General features: G+C 43.3%; 15 protein-coding genes. 1 reads left to right on the top strand and 14 read right to left on the bottom strand.

The genetic code is table 11. The features are described 5' to 3' along the window. Positions 1-11: 11 nt before the first annotated feature. The 4 genes from kduI to IGJ26_RS06810 form a co-directional block, all read right to left on the bottom strand. The gene (gene kduI / locus IGJ26_RS06825) at positions 12-854 is read right to left on the bottom strand and encodes a 5-dehydro-4-deoxy-D-glucuronate isomerase (RefSeq protein ID WP_005229915.1); all 843 of its coding nucleotides are present in this window, start codon (positions 852-854) and stop codon (positions 12-14) included. 12 nt (positions 855-866) lie between these two features. Beyond that, a complete protein-coding gene (locus IGJ26_RS06820; RefSeq protein ID WP_016621202.1) occupies positions 867-1,865 on the bottom strand; it encodes a sugar kinase in 999 nt (332 codons plus the stop codon). A 1-nt stretch (position 1,866) separates the two neighbouring features. Beyond that, entirely contained in the window at positions 1,867-2,514 is a 648-nt protein-coding gene (locus tag IGJ26_RS06815; protein WP_016621203.1) for a bifunctional 4-hydroxy-2-oxoglutarate aldolase/2-dehydro-3-deoxy-phosphogluconate aldolase, read from the bottom strand. 110 nt (positions 2,515-2,624) lie between these two features. Next, the gene (locus IGJ26_RS06810; RefSeq protein WP_430599970.1) at positions 2,625-3,377 is read right to left on the bottom strand and encodes an IclR family transcriptional regulator; all 753 of its coding nucleotides are present in this window, start codon (positions 3,375-3,377) and stop codon (positions 2,625-2,627) included. A 151-nt stretch (positions 3,378-3,528) separates the two neighbouring features. On the opposite strand from IGJ26_RS06810, the gene IGJ26_RS06805 reads away from it, so the two are divergent. Next, complete coding sequence (locus IGJ26_RS06805; RefSeq protein WP_008381545.1) at positions 3,529-4,269, top strand: MurR/RpiR family transcriptional regulator; 741 nt, start codon at positions 3,529-3,531, stop codon at positions 4,267-4,269. Positions 4,270-4,287: 18 nt separating this feature from the next. On the opposite strand, the gene IGJ26_RS06800 is transcribed toward IGJ26_RS06805, so the two are convergent. From IGJ26_RS06800 to IGJ26_RS06755, 10 genes are all read right to left on the bottom strand, one after another. After that, a complete protein-coding gene (locus tag IGJ26_RS06800) occupies positions 4,288-5,661 on the bottom strand; it encodes a gluconokinase (RefSeq protein WP_430599969.1) in 1,374 nt (457 codons plus the stop codon). A 220-nt stretch (positions 5,662-5,881) separates the two neighbouring features. After that, positions 5,882-7,213 (bottom strand): 6-phospho-alpha-glucosidase, encoded by a 1,332-nt coding sequence (locus IGJ26_RS06795; RefSeq protein ID WP_086338716.1) that lies wholly within the window; start codon positions 7,211-7,213, stop codon positions 5,882-5,884. Then, entirely contained in the window at positions 7,213-8,841 is a 1,629-nt protein-coding gene (locus IGJ26_RS06790; RefSeq protein ID WP_104010374.1) for a PTS transporter subunit EIIC, read from the bottom strand. The genes IGJ26_RS06795 and IGJ26_RS06790 overlap by 1 nt, the downstream gene beginning before the upstream one ends. A gap of 164 nt (positions 8,842-9,005) precedes the next feature. Beyond that, a complete protein-coding gene (locus IGJ26_RS06785) occupies positions 9,006-9,584 on the bottom strand; it encodes a hypothetical protein (RefSeq protein WP_194199466.1) in 579 nt (192 codons plus the stop codon). Positions 9,585-9,599: 15 nt separating this feature from the next. Continuing rightward, on the bottom strand, positions 9,600-11,243 hold the full coding sequence (locus IGJ26_RS06780) for an ABC transporter (RefSeq protein ID WP_086338114.1): 1,644 nt from the start codon (positions 11,241-11,243) through the stop codon (positions 9,600-9,602). 18 nt (positions 11,244-11,261) lie between these two features. Beyond that, positions 11,262-12,137, bottom strand: coding sequence for a carbohydrate ABC transporter permease (locus tag IGJ26_RS06775; protein ID WP_005236529.1), 876 nt, complete (start codon positions 12,135-12,137; stop codon positions 11,262-11,264). 12 nt (positions 12,138-12,149) lie between these two features. Beyond that, positions 12,150-13,097 (bottom strand): ABC transporter permease, encoded by a 948-nt coding sequence (locus tag IGJ26_RS06770; protein WP_005236531.1) that lies wholly within the window; start codon positions 13,095-13,097, stop codon positions 12,150-12,152. A gap of 60 nt (positions 13,098-13,157) precedes the next feature. Beyond that, complete coding sequence (locus IGJ26_RS06765; protein ID WP_176462023.1) at positions 13,158-14,072, bottom strand: ROK family protein; 915 nt, start codon at positions 14,070-14,072, stop codon at positions 13,158-13,160. Between the two features lie 13 nt (positions 14,073-14,085). Continuing rightward, positions 14,086-15,087 (bottom strand): LacI family DNA-binding transcriptional regulator, encoded by a 1,002-nt coding sequence (locus tag IGJ26_RS06760; RefSeq protein ID WP_042890402.1) that lies wholly within the window; start codon positions 15,085-15,087, stop codon positions 14,086-14,088. Positions 15,088-15,310: 223 nt separating this feature from the next. After that, a complete protein-coding gene (locus IGJ26_RS06755) occupies positions 15,311-17,455 on the bottom strand; it encodes a glycoside hydrolase family 3 N-terminal domain-containing protein (RefSeq protein WP_194199465.1) in 2,145 nt (714 codons plus the stop codon). Between the last annotated feature and the right edge of the window lie 153 nt (positions 17,456-17,608).

Raw genomic sequence — 17,608 nt, 5'->3', positions numbered from 1 at the left:
CCTCTTTCTTTTTATTTTAAGTCGTCCATTGCCACCATATCCATGTCGGTATAGGTGATATTTTCGCCACACATTGCCCAGATAAAGGAGTAGTTACTGGTTCCAACCCCCGAATGGATCGACCAGCTTGGAGAAATAACTGCTTGTTCTTCACTAACGACTAAATGCTTCGTTTCATCTGGTTTGCCCATCATATGGAACACTTTTGTGTCTTCGTTGGCAAAATCAAAATACACATATGCTTCCATCCGACGTTCATGGGTATGACTTGGCATCGTATTCCAAGCACTGCCTGGTTCTAAGATCGTGTACCCCATTTGTAATTGACAGCTTTCACAAACATTTGGGTGAATGTATTGATAAATTTTCCGTTCATTTAATGTCAAGCCCTCGCCTGTCTCCATTGGTGTGACTTGATCGATACTGATTTTTACATTTGGGTATTTCTTATGTGCTGGCACGCAAGATAGATAGAATTTCGCTGGATTTGCTGGATCATCTGAGTGGAACAAGACTTGTTTGGTTTCCTTGCCGATATAGTAGCCGTCTTGTTTTTTCATTGGTTCTTTTTGGCCATCGATCGTGATCGCACCAGGTCCTCCAATATTGATGACGCCCAATTCGCGACGTTCTAAGAAGTATTCCACCCCTAATTCGCTGCTTAATTGCACTTCTAACGCTTCTTCCGTCGGTGTCACTCCGCCAAAGATCATCCGATCATTGTGGGTATAGGTCAGCATGATTTGTCCTGGTGTGAAAATTTTCTCTACCAAAAATTCTCTGCGTAATTCCTCGGTACTATAGTGACGAATATCAAGTGGACTATGGGTATAGCGTGTTTCCATGTGTTGCATGTTTTATTCCTCCTATCGGATAATTTTTCCTGAACCTGTTGCAATAAATTCTTGTATCTCATTGGCGCTAAACTGATTACAGTCGCCATGGATCGTATGTTTCAAAGCAGATGCTGCAGTGGCAAAATCAATGATTTCTTGGTCTTGTTTCTTCGTGACAAGACCATGTAGGACACCAGCTGAAAAGGCATCGCCGCCTCCGACGCGATCAACGATGGGATTGATCTCATGGGTAGCAGAAACGACATAATTGCCGTTATGCCATAGGCTTCCTGTCAATTGATTGTGACTTGCTGAGAGCACCTGACGACTAGTTGAATAAAAGAACTGGATATTTGGATATTTCCGATGCATTTCTTGATAATAGTAGTCATCTTCGACTTCCTCTGTTGGAGCTGATACATCCATAAAGACTTGGGCATCTAACTGTCCTGCCGAGCAATAATCGACATAAGGGAGCACTTCTTGCAAAAAGACGCGTGCTTCAGCGGTCGTCCACAGTTTTCCACGATAATTGATATCGAAACTGATTTTACAACCAGCTGCTTTCGCTTCTTTGATCAACGTCAGCAAAAGTGTCTGCCAAGTCGTTGAAAGAGCTGGCGTGATCCCTGAAAGGTGAACAATGTCAACCCCATCAAAAAGGTCAGATTGCCACTCATTTTCTTTCATTTGAGCAAAGCTAGAGGCTGCGCGATCATAAACCACTCGCGCTGCTCGTTCCCCGATACCGGTTTCAATATAGTAAGTACCTAGTCGGGAACCGCCACGAAGCAAGTGGCGACAATCGACGCCATAGCTTCGTAAATGATGAAAAACGGCATCTCCTAAAGCATTCTCAGGCACTTTACTAGCAAAAGAAACGTGATGACCAAAATTTGCCAAGGAAATCGCAACATTGGCTTCCCCGCCACCATAATGGGCAGCAAACGTCGAACTATGGGCGATTCGGTCGCCTAACGTTGTCGATAGACGCAACATGATTTCTCCTAGTGTCAGAATGTTTGCCATCTTACTTTCCTCGAATCTCTTTTAATTTTGCCGCATATTGTTTCGCTACTTCTGTTACTTTGTCAAAATCCCCACTTGCTGCTGGCGCTAACAAATTCCCCCCTACACCAACGGCTACAACACCCGCTGCAAACCATTCTTGCATGTTGTCTAAGCTGACACCACCGGTCGGCATAATGTTTAATTGTGGCAATGGCGCTTTGAAGGCCGAGATGATACTTGGTCCATACGCACTACCCGGGAATAGTTTAATGATATCTGCGCCTGCTTTTAAGGCGTCCTTCATTTCTGAAATGGTCATGCAACCAGGCAGATACGGGATTTGATATAAATTACATAATTCAGCCGTTTCTTGATCAAAGGTTGGGCTGACGACATATTCTGCTCCTGCCATGATCGCTAAGCGGGCGGTCACTGCATCAAGAACGGTCCCCGCACCAACAACTACCTCTGGATTCTCTTTGAAGGTTGCTACTAATTCAGCGATTACATCCGCCGCTTGAGGCACTGTAAAAGTCAACTCAATGCCGGTGATCCCCCCTGCAACGATCGCTTTACTTGCTTGTAGTGCTTCTTCTTTTGAAGCGCCACGTACAACAGCGATCACACCGCTTTCCTTTAGTTTCATTAAATTCGCTACTTTTTTCATTAAGACCCTCCACTTATTTCCTATTTGGAAAATGGTATTTATTATAAAGAAACTTACACGTTCATTATACCGTTCTCGTTTTTATTTGCAAGGGCTTTCCATTAAAAAGTTTATAACGCTTGTTCAATTTGTTGTTTTGTCGCAATAATCGCATCGATCAATGTCGTTTTGTATTCTGGGGTCAAGCGGTATTTCGGTAGGCTGATAGAAAACGCCCCAACGATCTCCTGATCTTTTATCAGTGAGGCGCCGATGCAATAGATTTCTTGTTCCATTTCTTCATCATCAAAGGCTACTTGTTTCGCTTTTGCCTGTTCCAATTCTTTCTTCAACTTCAACTGATTTGTAATGGTATTTTCGGTATAAGCGGTTAAAGGCGTTGCTGCCAAGTACTCCTCTACTTGAGGGGCATCAAACTCCGCTAAAACGGCTTTCCCCATGGCAGAGCTATACAACGGTCTTGTGATTCCTACTTTTGAAGACATGCGGATCGTTTGATTCTGAGGCTCCAATTTATTGACATAAAGAATCTCATTGGCGGTCAAGACCCCTAAGTGGATCGTTTCATCCGCCGTTTTCTGCAATGCTTCCAAGTATGGCAAGCTGATTTCCACTAAATCAAGCTCTTGAATGTTTTGATTGGCATACTTGATCAGCTTAGACCCTAAGCGATAATTCTTCTCTTTGTCGCGTTTGACATAGCCGATCATTTGTAGCGTTTCCAATATTTTCAAAGCTGTGGATGGGGTCAGTTTCGTTGCTTCTGAAATTTCTTGCAATGGTTTACTTGGCGCTTCTGCGAGGTAATCTAAAATGGTTGCTGCTTTTAGTAGTACGGTTCCATATGGTTTTTGTGTCATCATTTCTCCACCTTTATTTTCTATATAAGAAATTATAATATCTTTTTAGGAAATGCACAATCTTTTTTCCTATATATCAGCATGACGCGATTCCTATTTTACTTTCTGTCGTTATTCATTGTATGATGAAGACAAGACAAAGGAGTGCCGAACAATGGACTTAAATGTATTGATCAAAGGAAAAAAATTGACTGACAATGAGCTGCAAATTCTTGATTATTTGCTTGCAAATACCGCTGCGATCGATGGACTGCCCTTAAGAGAAATCGCTAAAACGATCTACACTTCCCCAGCAACCATCGTGCGGCTTGCGCAAAAACTAGGTTTTTCTGGCTATCTAGAGCTGCTTTACTTCTTAAAGAATCGCTTGAAAAATCAGACGATCACTGAAGCCGCCATCGATTACCAAATTGACGCTGCCAGTATTGCAGATACGATCGAAGCGATCAAAGAAATCTATGGACAAAACAAGAACAAGTTTATTACGATTTATGCCACAGGTTTTTCGGGGATCGTGGCAGAATACCTACACAAAAAAATGCTTGTCAACGGCATCAAAACCTTATTAGTCAGTGCTTCTGACTCAGGTGGGATCATTAGTAACAACATCGAGAACATAAGTATGTTGATTACTATTTCTAAATCTGGCGAAACACAAAAAGTGCTGGAAAAGATGGCATTAGCCAATGAACATCACATACCAACTGTTTTGTTTTGTGGGAACGGTGAGCATCGCGCCAATCAACTAGCGACCTTTTCCTTTGAAGTGACAGATGAACGTCCCTACGACACCCAAAACATCCAGTACACTAGCTTCTTTGGCAAACTGCTCTTATTGATGGAATATATCGTCGACGCTTTCACGTGTGTTGAAAAAGAAAACCAGCAACCCTAGTGGATTGCTGGTTTTTGCTTATGCTTGAAAATACGTTTTTGCCAGTTCTTGATAAAGCGCGTGGTTCTGCGGATCAGGAACAAATTTTTCATCTGGCTGATCTTGCCGCACAACAGAGCTTTTGTATAAATCATACAAGCCGAATATCGGTTCGTTTTCATCGGAAAGATAACAGGTCAGCCCCAACACATCCGCGGTCATTTGACCTAAAAGTTTTGTTTGAAAGAAACCACCACTTACAGTGACTGCCCCTTCCAACTGCGCCATTTGCTTTAATAAATCGATGTTCATCAGCATGCCTTCGATGACTGCTCGCAACATGTCTGAGCGATTGTGTTTCAGGGTCAAGCCAGAAAAACCGCCTGTGATCTCATTTGTCCAAAAGGGTGCCCGTTCCCCGTTTAAATAGGGGAAAAAACGTAAGCCGTTGCTGCCGATCGGTGATTCCTCCATGACTTGCGGCAGATAATGATAAAACCCATCAGGATCTTCTGATAAGGTCTCTTTTGCCCAAGCAAGGACACAGCCACCATTATTCGAAGGTGCCCCTACGACATAGAGGTCATCTTGCAGATAGTAGCAAAAATTTTGTTTTTGGTCATCAAAGACGGTGGTCTCACTTACTTTACGAACCGCCGCACTGGTCCCGATCGTCAAGCTGTTGCGGATCCCTGTAGAAATATAGCCAGCATATGCTGCCAAACACCCATCGCTAGCCCCACACATCACTTCTACCTCAGGCTTCAAGCCACACCGCTGCGCCATCTCCTCGGTAATCAAAAAACGATCAGTCGGTGCACATAAAGGCGCTAATTGGGCTTTTGAAAGGGATAAATAGGTGAGAATCTTTTGACTCCATTGCTTTTCTTTCAAAGAAAAAAGACCGGTTGCTGATGCGGTACTATAATCGATCCGTGCTTGTCCGGTAAACAACGCCATTGCTAGTTCTTTTAAGCCTAACCATTTCGTCTCTTTGGAATATGAACCACTTGTTTGAAAGTAAGCCAGTTTCGCAAAGGGAGACATTGCATGGATCGGTGTCCCTGTCTCTTCATAAAACGTTGCCGCCAGATCCGTTTGACGAAAGGCCGTCATCGTTTGACTCGCTTGATTGTCTGACCAAATGTAAATCTCTTCTGCTGTCTCACCAGCCACTGGCATCAAACTGTGCATGGCGGTACTGAACCCGATCACTGTGATTGCCGCTTTTAATTGAGCGGGAATCGTTGTGACACCACTGATCAATTGGCTACTAATCTGGGTCGCTGATTGGGTCTGTTTTAACCCGTGGCTATGGGTTTTGATTGGTAATGACTGTGAGTAAATGATTTTCCGATCTTCAATGACCCCAAATTTTATGGCTGTCGTGCCGATATCAATCCCTAAAAACATCGCATTGCTCCCTCTCATCTGATTCAATTAGCTTTATTCTACCATAGTTAGTGGCATATTCTAGCATACCTGTCTGATCGTTTTGTTGAGAAGACGTTTAGTGATGATTTTCTTCAGAGAAGTATTCTTCTACAGCAAAAATCAAAAAAAGAAAGATTCTTGGAGAATCTTCCTCTTTCCAGTTAGCCAATCAGCAAATGTTTCGCAAATGTGAAACAAATCAAGACAATCCTGGCCAGTAATCACCATTTTCCGAGACCAAATCATCGAGTAACTCTTTGGCTACTTTTGCGCTAGGAATCGTTTTGGAAAGGCTTAACGCTTGCCACATTTTTTGATAGCTCTTTTCCACATATGCTTCGACCACTAATTTTTCCACAGTCACCTGTTGGAACATGAGCGCTTGTTGGAAGGCAGGAATTTTTCCTTGAGCGAGGGCTTCTGGTCCATCAGAACCGACGATACATGGCACTTCCACCATGGCATCATCCGGGAAGTTCGCAATCGCGCCGTTGTTTTCCACAATCATGACCATTCGCTCATGCGTATTAAAAGCGATGGCGCGTGCCAAATCAACGATAAAGGTTGCATGGGCATCAATCTCAAAAGCGATCCCTTCAGCAGATCCTTGTGCAGTGATCTTTTTGGCATGATCGAACACTCGTCTTTCCCGTCCTTCCATCACTTCATTGGAACGCGTATACTCTGGGTGTTCTTTCATGTGTTCGTAGACGTAATCTGGGTATAAATAATACTTCAAGTACGTATTTGGCAGATATTCTGGTGTGAGAGCCAAGAGGTCTTTGGCTTTTTTGTGGGTGTCTTGCCAACTTGGGTCTGTATGTTGGGTATCCACTTCGATCTGCGTCAAATAGCCATGTTCTGCAACATAGTCACGTATGGTTTGAATGTACTCCGTGCCTTCTTTGTCTTTGACACTAGTCCACCAGCCAAAATGATTCAAGCCAAAGTAGCGAACTTCTAACTCCTCTGGCTGTTTGCCAATGATTTGCGACATGCGACGCAACGTGCCCACGGGCATGTCACAGATATTCAGAACTTTTGATTTAGGACGCAAGACTCGACATGCTTCAGCTACGATTGCAGCTGGATTGGAATAATTCAGCATCCAACAATCGGGGGAATACTTTTCCATGTAATCAATGATCTCCAGCATACCAGTGATGCTGCGCATCCCATAAGCGATCCCTCCTGGACCACAGGTTTCTTGACCAAAGACGCCATGACGCAAGGGGACTTTTTCATCTTTTTCCCGCATATCATACTTTCCTACTCGGATATGCGCCATACAGAAATCGACATCGCTGAAGGCTTCTTCAGGATCCGTCGTAAATGAAAATTCGATTTGCGGTGCTTGTTCTTTTAATAAGATCGCCAGGGCTTCGCCGAGGATCGCTTGGCGTGCTTCATCATTGTCGTATAGTTTCAGCTTTCTTAAAGGAAAGCGTTCTTGATTGTCAAGTAGCATCATAACGATTCCCGGGGTAAAGGTACTGCCGCCCCCTGCGATCACTACTGAAAAATTTTTCATCATTCAATCTCTCCTTCTCTTCCAAGATAATTTTCTAATTCTTCCCGCACTTTCGGCACAGTCAACCCGTAAACGACATGGACATTTTCACCATTTTTGATCACGCCTTTGGCTTGTGTTTCGTCTTTTAGTAGCGCTTCATCCACGAGTTCAGGATCCTTTAGTTTTAAACGTAAGCGGGTATAGCAGTTGTCGATGGTTTTGATATTGTCATCGCCACCTAGCGCTTTGGTGATGATTGCTGAGATACTTGTTTCACCAGTCGGACTAATGGCGGCTTGGTCACTCGCCATGACCCCGACACCTGCTCCAGCAAGTTGTTTTTCTTTGTACTCTTTCTTCGAATACAGTTTGGTCTCTGTCCCATCTTCTTCACGCCCGACCGTTTTCAAATTCAGTTTCGTGATCAAAAAGCGGAACAAGAAGTAATAAAGAAAGAAGAAGACGACTCCGACGATCAAGTACACTGGCCAGCGAGTTTTCTCGATCCCTAAGGGCAAGTTGTACAAAAGAAAGTCGATGAAGCCATTCGGTCCGATGGCGCGAGAACCAAAGAGATTTAACGCCACCATGCTCAAGCCGCTAAGTGCAGAATGAATGACGAACAAAACAGGTGCCACGAACATAAAAGAAAATTCGATTGGTTCAGTCACACCTGCAATAAAGGAAGTGACGACAGCTGGAATCAAAATGGCTTTGACTTTGACTTTATTTTCTGGTTTTGCCGTTTGATACATCGCCAAACAGGCACCGATCAGTCCAAACATTTTTGAGATCCCACGAGCGTCCCAAATGACACTTTGCGATAATACGCGGACTGCTGGGTCAGCAATTTCCGCAAAATAAATGTTTCGTGCCCCTTCAAAGACTTGACCGCCAACTTCTGCGACACCGCCTAATGAGGTATACAAAAACGGCGTGTAGATCAAGTGATGCAAGCCAGTTGGAATCAATAAGCGTTCCAACATACCGTACAAGAAGATGCCAAAGTTGCCCGTTTGTTGAATGATGCCGCCTAAACCGTCGATGCCAGTTTGTATTACTGGCCATATAAATGTGGAAACGATGGCTAATAACACGACGACCGGAATCAAGACAATAAAGACGAAGCGCGCGCCGCCATAAACTTGAAAGGCATTGTTAAAGGTCGTATCGATAAAACGATTATGGATCAATGCTACGACGATCCCTAAAATGATCCCCAGAAAGACCCCCATGTCCAACACTTGGATTCCTAAAACGATCGCTTGTCCTGAACCTTGAAGGGCATCGGCTGGAACCAACATCCCCCGAAGCTCCATGAATTTATTCATGGCATTCAAGAAGACGAAATAACCTAACAACGCGGTAAATCCCGCTTCAGCTTTTTTCTTATTAGCTAACCCTAGAGCAATCCCGACACAAAAAATAATGCCCAAATTGGTTAAAATCGGTAATAAGGAAGCGGACAAGATACTACCAAAACCGGTGGTTATCGGATTATCCAAAAAGGGAAACTGCTCAAGCAAGCGGACATTTGTAAACACATTCCCAACGGCAATCAATATCCCTGCGATCGGCAAAATCAAGACGGGCACAAACATTGCCTTGGAGAATTTCTGCATCGCATCCATCACTTTTTCTTTCATTGAGGAAACTCCTTTGTAATTGATTTGTAGGTTCATTATAGGAAACATTTGTTACTAATAGAATAGCAAACGTTTTCAATTCAATGCGTTTCAAAGATTGGAATGTGTTTCATCCTGTTTACTTCCTTGCTAGTGGCGATTACAAGCAACAAAAAAAGAGTGAATCAAGATTGATCCACTCTGTTTAGATGCAACACTTTTTGATAGAAATACAAGGGACCAGACAGACAAAACAGATAGAAGATACCTGGTGCTGATTGCCATGTGAAGAAATAGCCGATCGCTGCTAGGACTAAGATTCCGATCCCTTTATGGTAGTGCATCATCGTAAAGAAAAAACTACTACGAAAAAGGTCAAACAGGTTTTGCCGATCTTGCATTTTTGATTGCATCACATACAGGTTAATGTTGTAGGACAACAAAAAAGTAAGAAAAATGATGGTCAAAAAAGAGAAAAACAATGAATTCGTCAAAGTAGCAGAACGCCACAAGCTGAGTCCGCATAAAAATGAGAAGAGATTGAAGACCCCTGGTGGCAGAGTCTTCAATAACGCGCTTTTGCTATTTTTCAAAAAGGGTTTTAGCAGTTTTGCTTCAGGATGTTCGTAAGCATCGACCACTGCTCGCAAAGCGGCTGGAAACGTGATGATCGGAAACGATACCACTAAAAACAAGAGATTCAATACCAGCATACGAAAAACGATTTCGCAAAGACGATAAAAACGACTCTCTAAAGCAAACATCACACTCACACACCTTTAGTTTAATTTTTCAATATTTTCAGCGATTTTCTCATTTCGATAATCAACGATTGCTGACCAACCATTATTTTCTCGTTCTTGTAAGTAATCTTCCCAAATCTGACGTCCCGTTTCTTCCGAGTCTGCCTGAATAAAGTTGACCAACGCTTGCACTCTTGCTGTGTTGATGGAAGTGAGGTTTCTTGCTTCAGAACCGGTGCGAGGATCAATGTCTTCGATCTCAAAACGCGGCGCCAATTTGTCTTGCGACCATTCCACCATCTGCCGAATCGATGTTGCTGGTTTTTGTCCCATTTGAATGGCGTAATTGTCATTGCCAACAAACCAATAAGAACCTAAACCAATTTCCTTATCAAAGCGAGCAATATCAGAATTTCGTAACGCTTCTGTTTCTTCTGAGTACTCAACCACGCCATCCACAAGATTGTATGTTTCCCCTTCGATACCAAAGGTAGTGACCATCGTGCCATACTCACTTGCTAAATAGGTCAAAAGTTCCATGGCTTTTTGGGGTTCTTTTGTCGACGTCGTGATGAAGGTTTGTGTCCATCCACCAATATTTCCGCCAGTAAAAGTGGAATCATCGCCATTCGAATTTTTCGGACCATCGACGGCAATATAGGTTTGCTCAGGATTACGGGCATTATTATCGGACATAAACTCATTGAGTCCCTTCGTATTCGTATGCAGGTAAGCAAAATAACGCCCTTGTCCTAGTTTTTCCTTCATCGTGTTGTCATTGTCTGAAAACTGGTCATTGTTGATGTATCCCTCATTGTACGCTTTTCTAAATGTCTCGATCCAAGTGATGTATTCCTCATCAGCGTCACGATCATTGAATTGACCGTCTACACTTGGTGCGATACTGAGAAAGTCTTGCAAAGTACCACCATAGGCGCCATCCCCACCATTGGAAATATCTAGTGCAGTCGAAGCAAATGGGACTAGAGCTGCACCATCATCTGCTGTCGGAAATGCTTCTTTTGCCCGTTTTAACGCATCTAAAAATCCTTCTGGCGTCGACATATCGGGTTCACCTAACGCTTCGTAAATATCTTTGCGGACAATGAAAACTTGGTCTCCCACTACATTGCCGTCCTCATAATCTTGTGCAGTCGTGGAAAAGCTCGGGTATCCATAAATGTTGCCATCTTCTAAAGTAAACCATTGAACAGATTCCGGTTTCGCTGCATGTTCTAAGAAGTAAGGGTCATATTTTTCTGCCAAAAGATTCAATGGCAAGGCAAATTTTGTCGCTTCATTTGCAGCAGACAGGTTTTTATCGAAGGTCATGATATCTGGAAGATCGCCACCAGCTAGCATCGTATTAAGGTTCTCGTCATTTCCTGAAATAAATTCGACATTGATATTCATGTCTTCTTTGATTTTTCGCGTCACAGTGTCTTTGCCCCACCCCGGCTGAGCATACCAATCAAAATTGACATACCATTTTAAGGTAGCTTCATGGTCGGTGTCTTTTTGCCAGCTTGGTATATCTTTGTCTGCTTCAAAGCGAGCTTCTGGCAGATCTTCTACCTCAGCAGCTCCTTTTGACTCGCTGCTGGAATTACCACAGGCACCTAATACCATGACTGATGTACATACGAGACCGATCCCTAAAAATAATTTGCTTGCTTTCATTTTTTTCTCTCCTTTTGTCTATTCTTTTACTGATCCAAGAGTCATCCCTTGAATAAAGTACTTTTGTAAAAATGGGTAGATCACGACGACAGGAACCGTCGTTACCACCATGGTTGCTAATTGCAATGACTGTGAAGTTGTATTTCTGACAACATTGGTTCCGGTCGCCACTGCGGGCGATAGATTTTCCGAAACGATCCGAAATAGTAGCATTTGTAAAGGATATAAACTACGATCATCCACATAGATATTGGCGGTCATGTAGTCGTTCCACTGAAAGACGCCGTGGAATAATGCAATGGTTGCCAAAACTGGAAGGGACAATGGCAAAATGATTTTCACGAAAATAATAAAAGGATTGGCGCCATCCATCATGGCAGATTCTTCCAGCGAAAATGGAATGCTCCGGAAAAAATTCATCAAAATCACCATATCGTAAAAAGAAAATAAGACAGGAATGATGTAAACCCAAAAATTATTTAACAATCCTAATTCTTTGAATAAGAGAAAGGTTGGGATCATTCCTCCGGAAACGAACATCGTTAAAATCCCCATGTTCATGTAGATTTTCCGTCCCATTAAGTTTCTGCGACTCATCCCATAGGCGACCATCGCCGTTAATGCCGTATGCAAAACAACGCCAATCACTGTTTTTGCAACTGAGATAACAAAAGCTTTATAGATCGCAGAATCTTCAAAAACGGTGTAGTAACTTTCTAGTGAAAATTCCCGTGGCCAGAAATAGATCCCCCCTCTTGCGGCATCGGTTGCATCATTGAACGACAAAGCGACGATATTCCATAATGGCAACGCAATGATGGCTAAAAAGAATACCATGAAAATCACATTGGCGGTATTGAAGATCTTCTCATCTTTTGAAAATGTTTGTTTCATACTTTTCCTCCTCTAAAAGACTGATTCATCACTGATTTTTTTGGTCAAAAGATGACTTCCTACTACGAGGATCAAAGAAACAACCGACACAAACAGGCCAACGGCGGTCGCATAGGAGAAGTCTCCTTGTTGGATCCCCATTTTATAGACAAATGAATTAATGACTTCACTGGACTGATAATTGACAGGGTTTTGTAAGACGAGTGTCTGATCGAGGTTTGAACCCAATAACCCACCCACTGACAAAACAAATGTCAAGGCGATAATATGACGGATCGAAGGAATCGTGATCCGCGTGATCTGCTGGAACTTCGTGGCGCCATCCATTCTAGCTGCTTCATAAAGAGCTGGATTGATCCCCGTCATAGCAGCGATGTATAAAATCGTATTCCAGCCAACTTCTTTCCAAATATCGGAAATGACTGCAATCGCCCAATATTTTTCGGGATCGGTCAAGAAGCGGATCGGTTCATCGATCAACCCAAAACCTAACAGTAAATTATTGACCAGACCGGTATCAGACAACCACGTAATAAACATGCCACCTAAGATGACCCAAGAAAGAAAGTGCGGCAAATAAGACACCGTTTGAACGACCTTCTTCAAGCGCACATGAACGATTTCATTGATCAATACCGCTAAACCAATCGCCGCTGGAAAGCCAATCAGTAGTTTAAAAAAGCTGATGCCCAATGTATTACTCATCACCGTCCAAAACATTGAATCACTAAAAAATTCTTGAAAATATTGAGTACCGACCCACTCCGCATTTGCGATCGAATCAAGAACTGAGTAATCTTTAAACGCGATAACGATCCCATACAATGGGATAAAATTAAAAATAATCATCAAGATAATACCTGGCCAAACCATCGCTTGATAAAAGCTTTGGCTTTTTAGTTTTTGCAAAAATGACCTTTTCTGTGGGGTTGCTTTTAGCATGACACCTTTTGATTCCATTTTTCCACCCTTTCTAAAACGCTTACTTTTTCACCCAAAGGAAATACATGCTTTCCTTTATTAGTTCATCAATTGATAGACCGCACCAATCATACCAGCATCATTTTTTAATTTTGCTCGTTGAATCGGTGCAATCGTGCGACCTTCTAAATAACCAATACTTTCATGGCGAGCTTTTAGCTGGCTCATGGTCTCTTCAAGCCTTGTCATGAAACCATCATTTTCACTGACCCCACCACCAACCAAAATCAGCTCGGGATCAAATGTACTGATCAAATTCAGTAAGCCCACTGATAAATCTTGGAAAAATTGAGCAATCACTTGGTTCGCTACTACTTCTCCTTGTTCTCCTCTCTGGAAGATCTCGACTGCATCTTGAGGCAGATCACTTCGCCCTTGTTGCTGAAGTGCCAGTTGATACTGATGGCAAAGACCACCCACGATGGCTGCTCGTTGATTCAAGGAAACTGACTCTAGATTTCCCTGTTCAGGCAATGTGTCGATCAGCATCCACCCAAATTCACCTGCCATGCCATGACTGCCTCGATAGAGCTGATTGTTGACGATGATCCCGCCACCAATACCAGTTCCCACAACAAGACAAAGATAGTTCTCACAAGCCTGTGCATGCCCAAGCCATTTTTCAGCAATCGCTGCAGCATTGGCATCATTTTCAACAAGGACTGGCAGCTTGACACGTTTCTCTAATTCCAACTTTAGGTTGATTCCATAAAGCGGTTTGATTGATCCTGCCGTGATCATCGTGCCATCTTTTTGGATGATGCCCGGTGCGCTAATACCGACACCTTCGATCACTGCATCTTGCTGCAGCGATTCGATCAATGCTGTGATGGATTGCAAAAATTTTTCTTTTTCATGAATGGTTGGCATCTGTCCTTTCTTCACAATTTCACCCGTTCTCAAAATCACACCATATTTGATAGCCGTTCCTCCAACATCAATTCCAATAAACATTGCTTCACCCTCATTATTCATTTACTTGTTTTGTCGATTGCTTAATACTCAATTCTCCTGGTAAAACGTAGGAGACACCACATGCATTTTCCTCAATCATTTCGATCAAGTGGTTTACTGCCGTGACCCCTTGCAATTGGATTGGATTTTTCACAGTCGTCAACCGAGGCATGAAATAGTCCAAGAGATCGATGCCATCAAAGCCAATTACGCTGAAATCATCCGGCACCCGCCACTTGGTCTCATGGATCGCCTTGACCGTTCCTATCGCACTAAGATCATTTCCCGCCAGAAACGCTGTGGGTAAATCTTTCTGCTCTAGCAAAAACTGTTGCACGCGGACTCTCGTTCGTTCTTCTTCAAAGAACCCCTGCAATTGATAGTCCGACCGTTTAGAAACCCCTGCCTCGTTTAATGCTTCTAAATACCCTCTTAAACGCTCATCACTATCATAAACACCAGTAATACCACTGATAAAGGCAATTTTTTTGTGGCCAAGTGACAAAAGATACTCGGTGGCTGCTTTCCCTTTTTCGAAAGAATCAAAGACTACACTGCCGAAGTTCTTCTCTTGAATGTTTCGATCGATAAAGACGGCTTTGATTTGTTCTCGTTCCATCGCAGCCAAATCCTGCTTCGTTAAAAAATCTTCAAATCCAATAATGCCATCAACAACACCACCTAAAATACTATTGAGGACAACGCGCTTATCTGCAGATAAAAACACGTTGACTGCATACCCATGTTTTTCTGCCTCTCTGGCAATGGCTTCAACTAGTACGCTAAAGTAGGGGCCCTTAATGCTGGTGGTGTAAAAACCAAGCATCTTGGTTTTCGTGTTTTTTAATTGTTTGCCCATCAAATTTGGGACATAATGCAACCGCTGCGCGGCAGCCATCACACGTTCTTTCGTTGCGGGCCGAACAACATCGACACCGTTTAATGCTTTAGACACGGTCGCAATCGACACGTTTGCCTCCTTTGCCACTTCCCGAATCGTGATTCGATTTGTCAAATGATTCTCCCCTCCTGAAGGATTCTTCCCAAAAATAAAAACGTTTTTATTTTTCTGAAAAAATCAACGACCACTCTAAGGTTGGCCATCCGATAAACCAACTATATATAAAAACGTTTTCACCCACAATGGTTCTAGGACTAGTTGGCGCATGTACCAGCACCTTGAAACCTGTGCCACTTTGGTACAAGTTGTACCCGAAAAAAAAAGCCTCGAAAGGCTTTTAAATCGTGAGCGTACCAATCAACTTCGCTGAGGCAGCAGCAAAGCCAAGGTATAAGGAAATCGTACCAGGATCACTTTCTGTCGAGAAATCGGAATGAACATAAGCAAAATCCTCTGGTGTAACATAGAATGAATGCTGCCTTTCTTCGGCTGCAGCAAGATGGATTTTTTGCCATTGTTTCAATTCCCTCATCGGTCGTGCTACTTCCGTAACATCGTCTCTGCTATAGAGTTGCAATGTCGTTGTATGCGGCACATCGCCCTCATTTTTCAGTGTGCAACTGATCTCAAATGGCGCACCCTTTTCCTGAGGAATAATGATTTGGGTGTGGGTAATCGTGCATTTACTATAGCCTATCCCCGAGCCAAAAGAAAACAACGGCTCATTTTTTTCATCCATATAGCGCGAAATATATTTTTGATCACTATTCTCTTCTGTCAGTGGCCGACCTGTAGAGAGTTGAGCATAAGTCAACGGCAACTGTCCTTCTGCCCTTGGAAAACTCATAGCTAAACGTCCTTGCGGTTCAGATTCGCCCATCAACAAATCTGCCAATGCATTACCGCCTTCTGATCCAGGGAACCAGGCAATCATGATTGCTTGACAAAGAGGCTCGATGGCGGTCAAAACCAGTGGTCTGCCACAGAAAAGAATCGTTGCGATCCTAGGATTGACCTGACTTACTGCTTCAATCAATGTTTCTTGCTTTCTTGATAAAGAAAGTTTGGTCAGACTTGCCGCTTCTCCCGCTTCCTCGCTGGTTTCCCCCAGAGCCAATAAAACGACCTCAGCTCCTTTAGCGACTTTACACGCCTCATCAAGAAAGGCGCTCGTCAACATTTCCCCATCAGGGTACGGTAAGACAGTTAAGTCAATTTCTTTTTGAGAAAGACCTTCCGCTAAGGAGACCGCAGCCTCTGGTTTGCCGATCCACGACCAAGCCCCCAAAAGATCCTTTGAATCTGCTTTGGGACCGATCAGCGCGACCTTTTGTTTTTTCTGCAAAGGCAACAATGCCTGGTTTTTCAGAAGAACCGTTGTTTGCTTTGCTGCTTCTCGTGAAAGAAGACGGGTTTCCTTTAGGAGTCTAGGCGTTAAGTTTTCCGGTGCTAACCCTCTATAAGGGTCTTCAAAAAGGCCTAGCTTGTTCTTTAAATGTAGCACATGAAAAACCGCCTTATTCAACTGCTCTTTCATAGCAGGATCTGCCTGAATGATTTGCTCTAGTGCGTTCAAATAGCAATCACTCATCATATCCATTTCGACACCTGCAGTAAAAGCTTTCTGTGCGGCTTCCTTTCGATCAGCAGCTACACGATGCGCCATCAATTCCGCCACCGCTGCCCAATCTGAGATGATCAAGCCATCAAACCCAAGCTTTTCTCGCAATACTTCCTGCAACAATGGTTGATTGGCTGTGGCCGGCACACCATGGATCGTATTAAAAGAAGTCATGACCAATTCTGCACCAGCTTCAATCGCCGCCTGAAACGCGGGCAGATAATTTTGGTAGAGCTCCAGATCAGACAAATCGACAGTATGGTAATCCCGGCCGCCTTCTGCAGCGCCATAGCCGATAAAGTGTTTGACACAAGCAGCAATTCGCTGTTTATTTTCTGCAAGGGAAGCAGTTCCTTGATACCCTCGTACATAAGCAGCCGTCAACACCGCAGATAAGGTCGGATCTTCCCCATTACTTTCCAAGACCCTTCCCCAGCGCGCGTCTTTAACATGATCCGCCATCGGTGAAAACGTGACATGGACACCAGCTTCTGCCGCTTCTTTTGCTGAAGCTTTAGCAACCTCTTCCATTAACTGCGCATCAAAGGAAGATGCTAAGGCCAGTGGAATTGGGAAAATCGTTTCATACCCATGGATAACATCTGCCATAAAAACAAGAGGAATCTTTAAGCGACTTTTCTCAAGATAAGACGTTTGGATGGCATACACTTGTTCCGCAGTATGAGTGCCCAACACAGAACCAATCGAAAATAATTGGTCTTCACTCATGTGCCATTGTTGCATCGGACCGGTGATTTCTCCTCCTTGCGCAAAAAAATCTGGCGTCAATTGGACCAACTGGCCCACTTTTTCAGCTACAGTCATTTGGTCAATCAGTTCTTTTAGTTTTACGGTTTCCACTATTATTCTCTCCAATCATTAGGCTCTCTTCTTTTGCTTATCGAACTTGCGGCATTTGCTCCTTCTTAGCAGAAGCAACATGTTGCCGATTCCTTTCATTCAGTATAATTAAAAACGTTTTCAAAAAAAGACGATCTTCATACTTTGGTGCAA

This window comes from Enterococcus sp. AZ095a, from assembly GCF_050546735.1.
Classification (GTDB): domain Bacteria; phylum Bacillota; class Bacilli; order Lactobacillales; family Enterococcaceae; genus Enterococcus_D; species Enterococcus_D entomosocium.
The sequence above is the reverse complement of the archived record's forward strand: the minus strand, read 5'-3'. Positions and strand labels throughout refer to the sequence as shown.

Excerpts from the sequence above, each read along its gene's own strand:
- kduI (WP_005229915.1), bottom strand. The coding sequence starts at position 854 with ATGCAACACATGGAAACACGCTATACCCATAGTCCACTTGATATTCGT.
- IGJ26_RS06820 (WP_016621202.1), bottom strand. The coding sequence starts at position 1,865 with ATGGCAAACATTCTGACACTAGGAGAAATCATGTTGCGTCTATCGACA.
- IGJ26_RS06815 (WP_016621203.1), bottom strand. The coding sequence starts at position 2,514 with ATGAAAAAAGTAGCGAATTTAATGAAACTAAAGGAAAGCGGTGTGATC.
- IGJ26_RS06810 (WP_430599970.1), bottom strand. The coding sequence starts at position 3,377 with ATGATGACACAAAAACCATATGGAACCGTACTACTAAAAGCAGCAACC.
- IGJ26_RS06805 (WP_008381545.1), top strand. The coding sequence starts at position 3,529 with ATGGACTTAAATGTATTGATCAAAGGAAAAAAATTGACTGACAATGAG.
- IGJ26_RS06800 (WP_430599969.1), bottom strand. The coding sequence starts at position 5,661 with ATGTTTTTAGGGATTGATATCGGCACGACAGCCATAAAATTTGGGGTC.
- IGJ26_RS06795 (WP_086338716.1), bottom strand. The coding sequence starts at position 7,213 with ATGAAAAATTTTTCAGTAGTGATCGCAGGGGGCGGCAGTACCTTTACC.
- IGJ26_RS06790 (WP_104010374.1), bottom strand. The coding sequence starts at position 8,841 with ATGAAAGAAAAAGTGATGGATGCGATGCAGAAATTCTCCAAGGCAATG.
- IGJ26_RS06785 (WP_194199466.1), bottom strand. The coding sequence starts at position 9,584 with ATGTTTGCTTTAGAGAGTCGTTTTTATCGTCTTTGCGAAATCGTTTTT.
- IGJ26_RS06780 (WP_086338114.1), bottom strand. The coding sequence starts at position 11,243 with ATGAAAGCAAGCAAATTATTTTTAGGGATCGGTCTCGTATGTACATCA.
- IGJ26_RS06775 (WP_005236529.1), bottom strand. The coding sequence starts at position 12,137 with ATGAAACAAACATTTTCAAAAGATGAGAAGATCTTCAATACCGCCAAT.
- IGJ26_RS06770 (WP_005236531.1), bottom strand. The coding sequence starts at position 13,097 with ATGGAATCAAAAGGTGTCATGCTAAAAGCAACCCCACAGAAAAGGTCA.
- IGJ26_RS06765 (WP_176462023.1), bottom strand. The coding sequence starts at position 14,072 with ATGTTTATTGGAATTGATGTTGGAGGAACGGCTATCAAATATGGTGTG.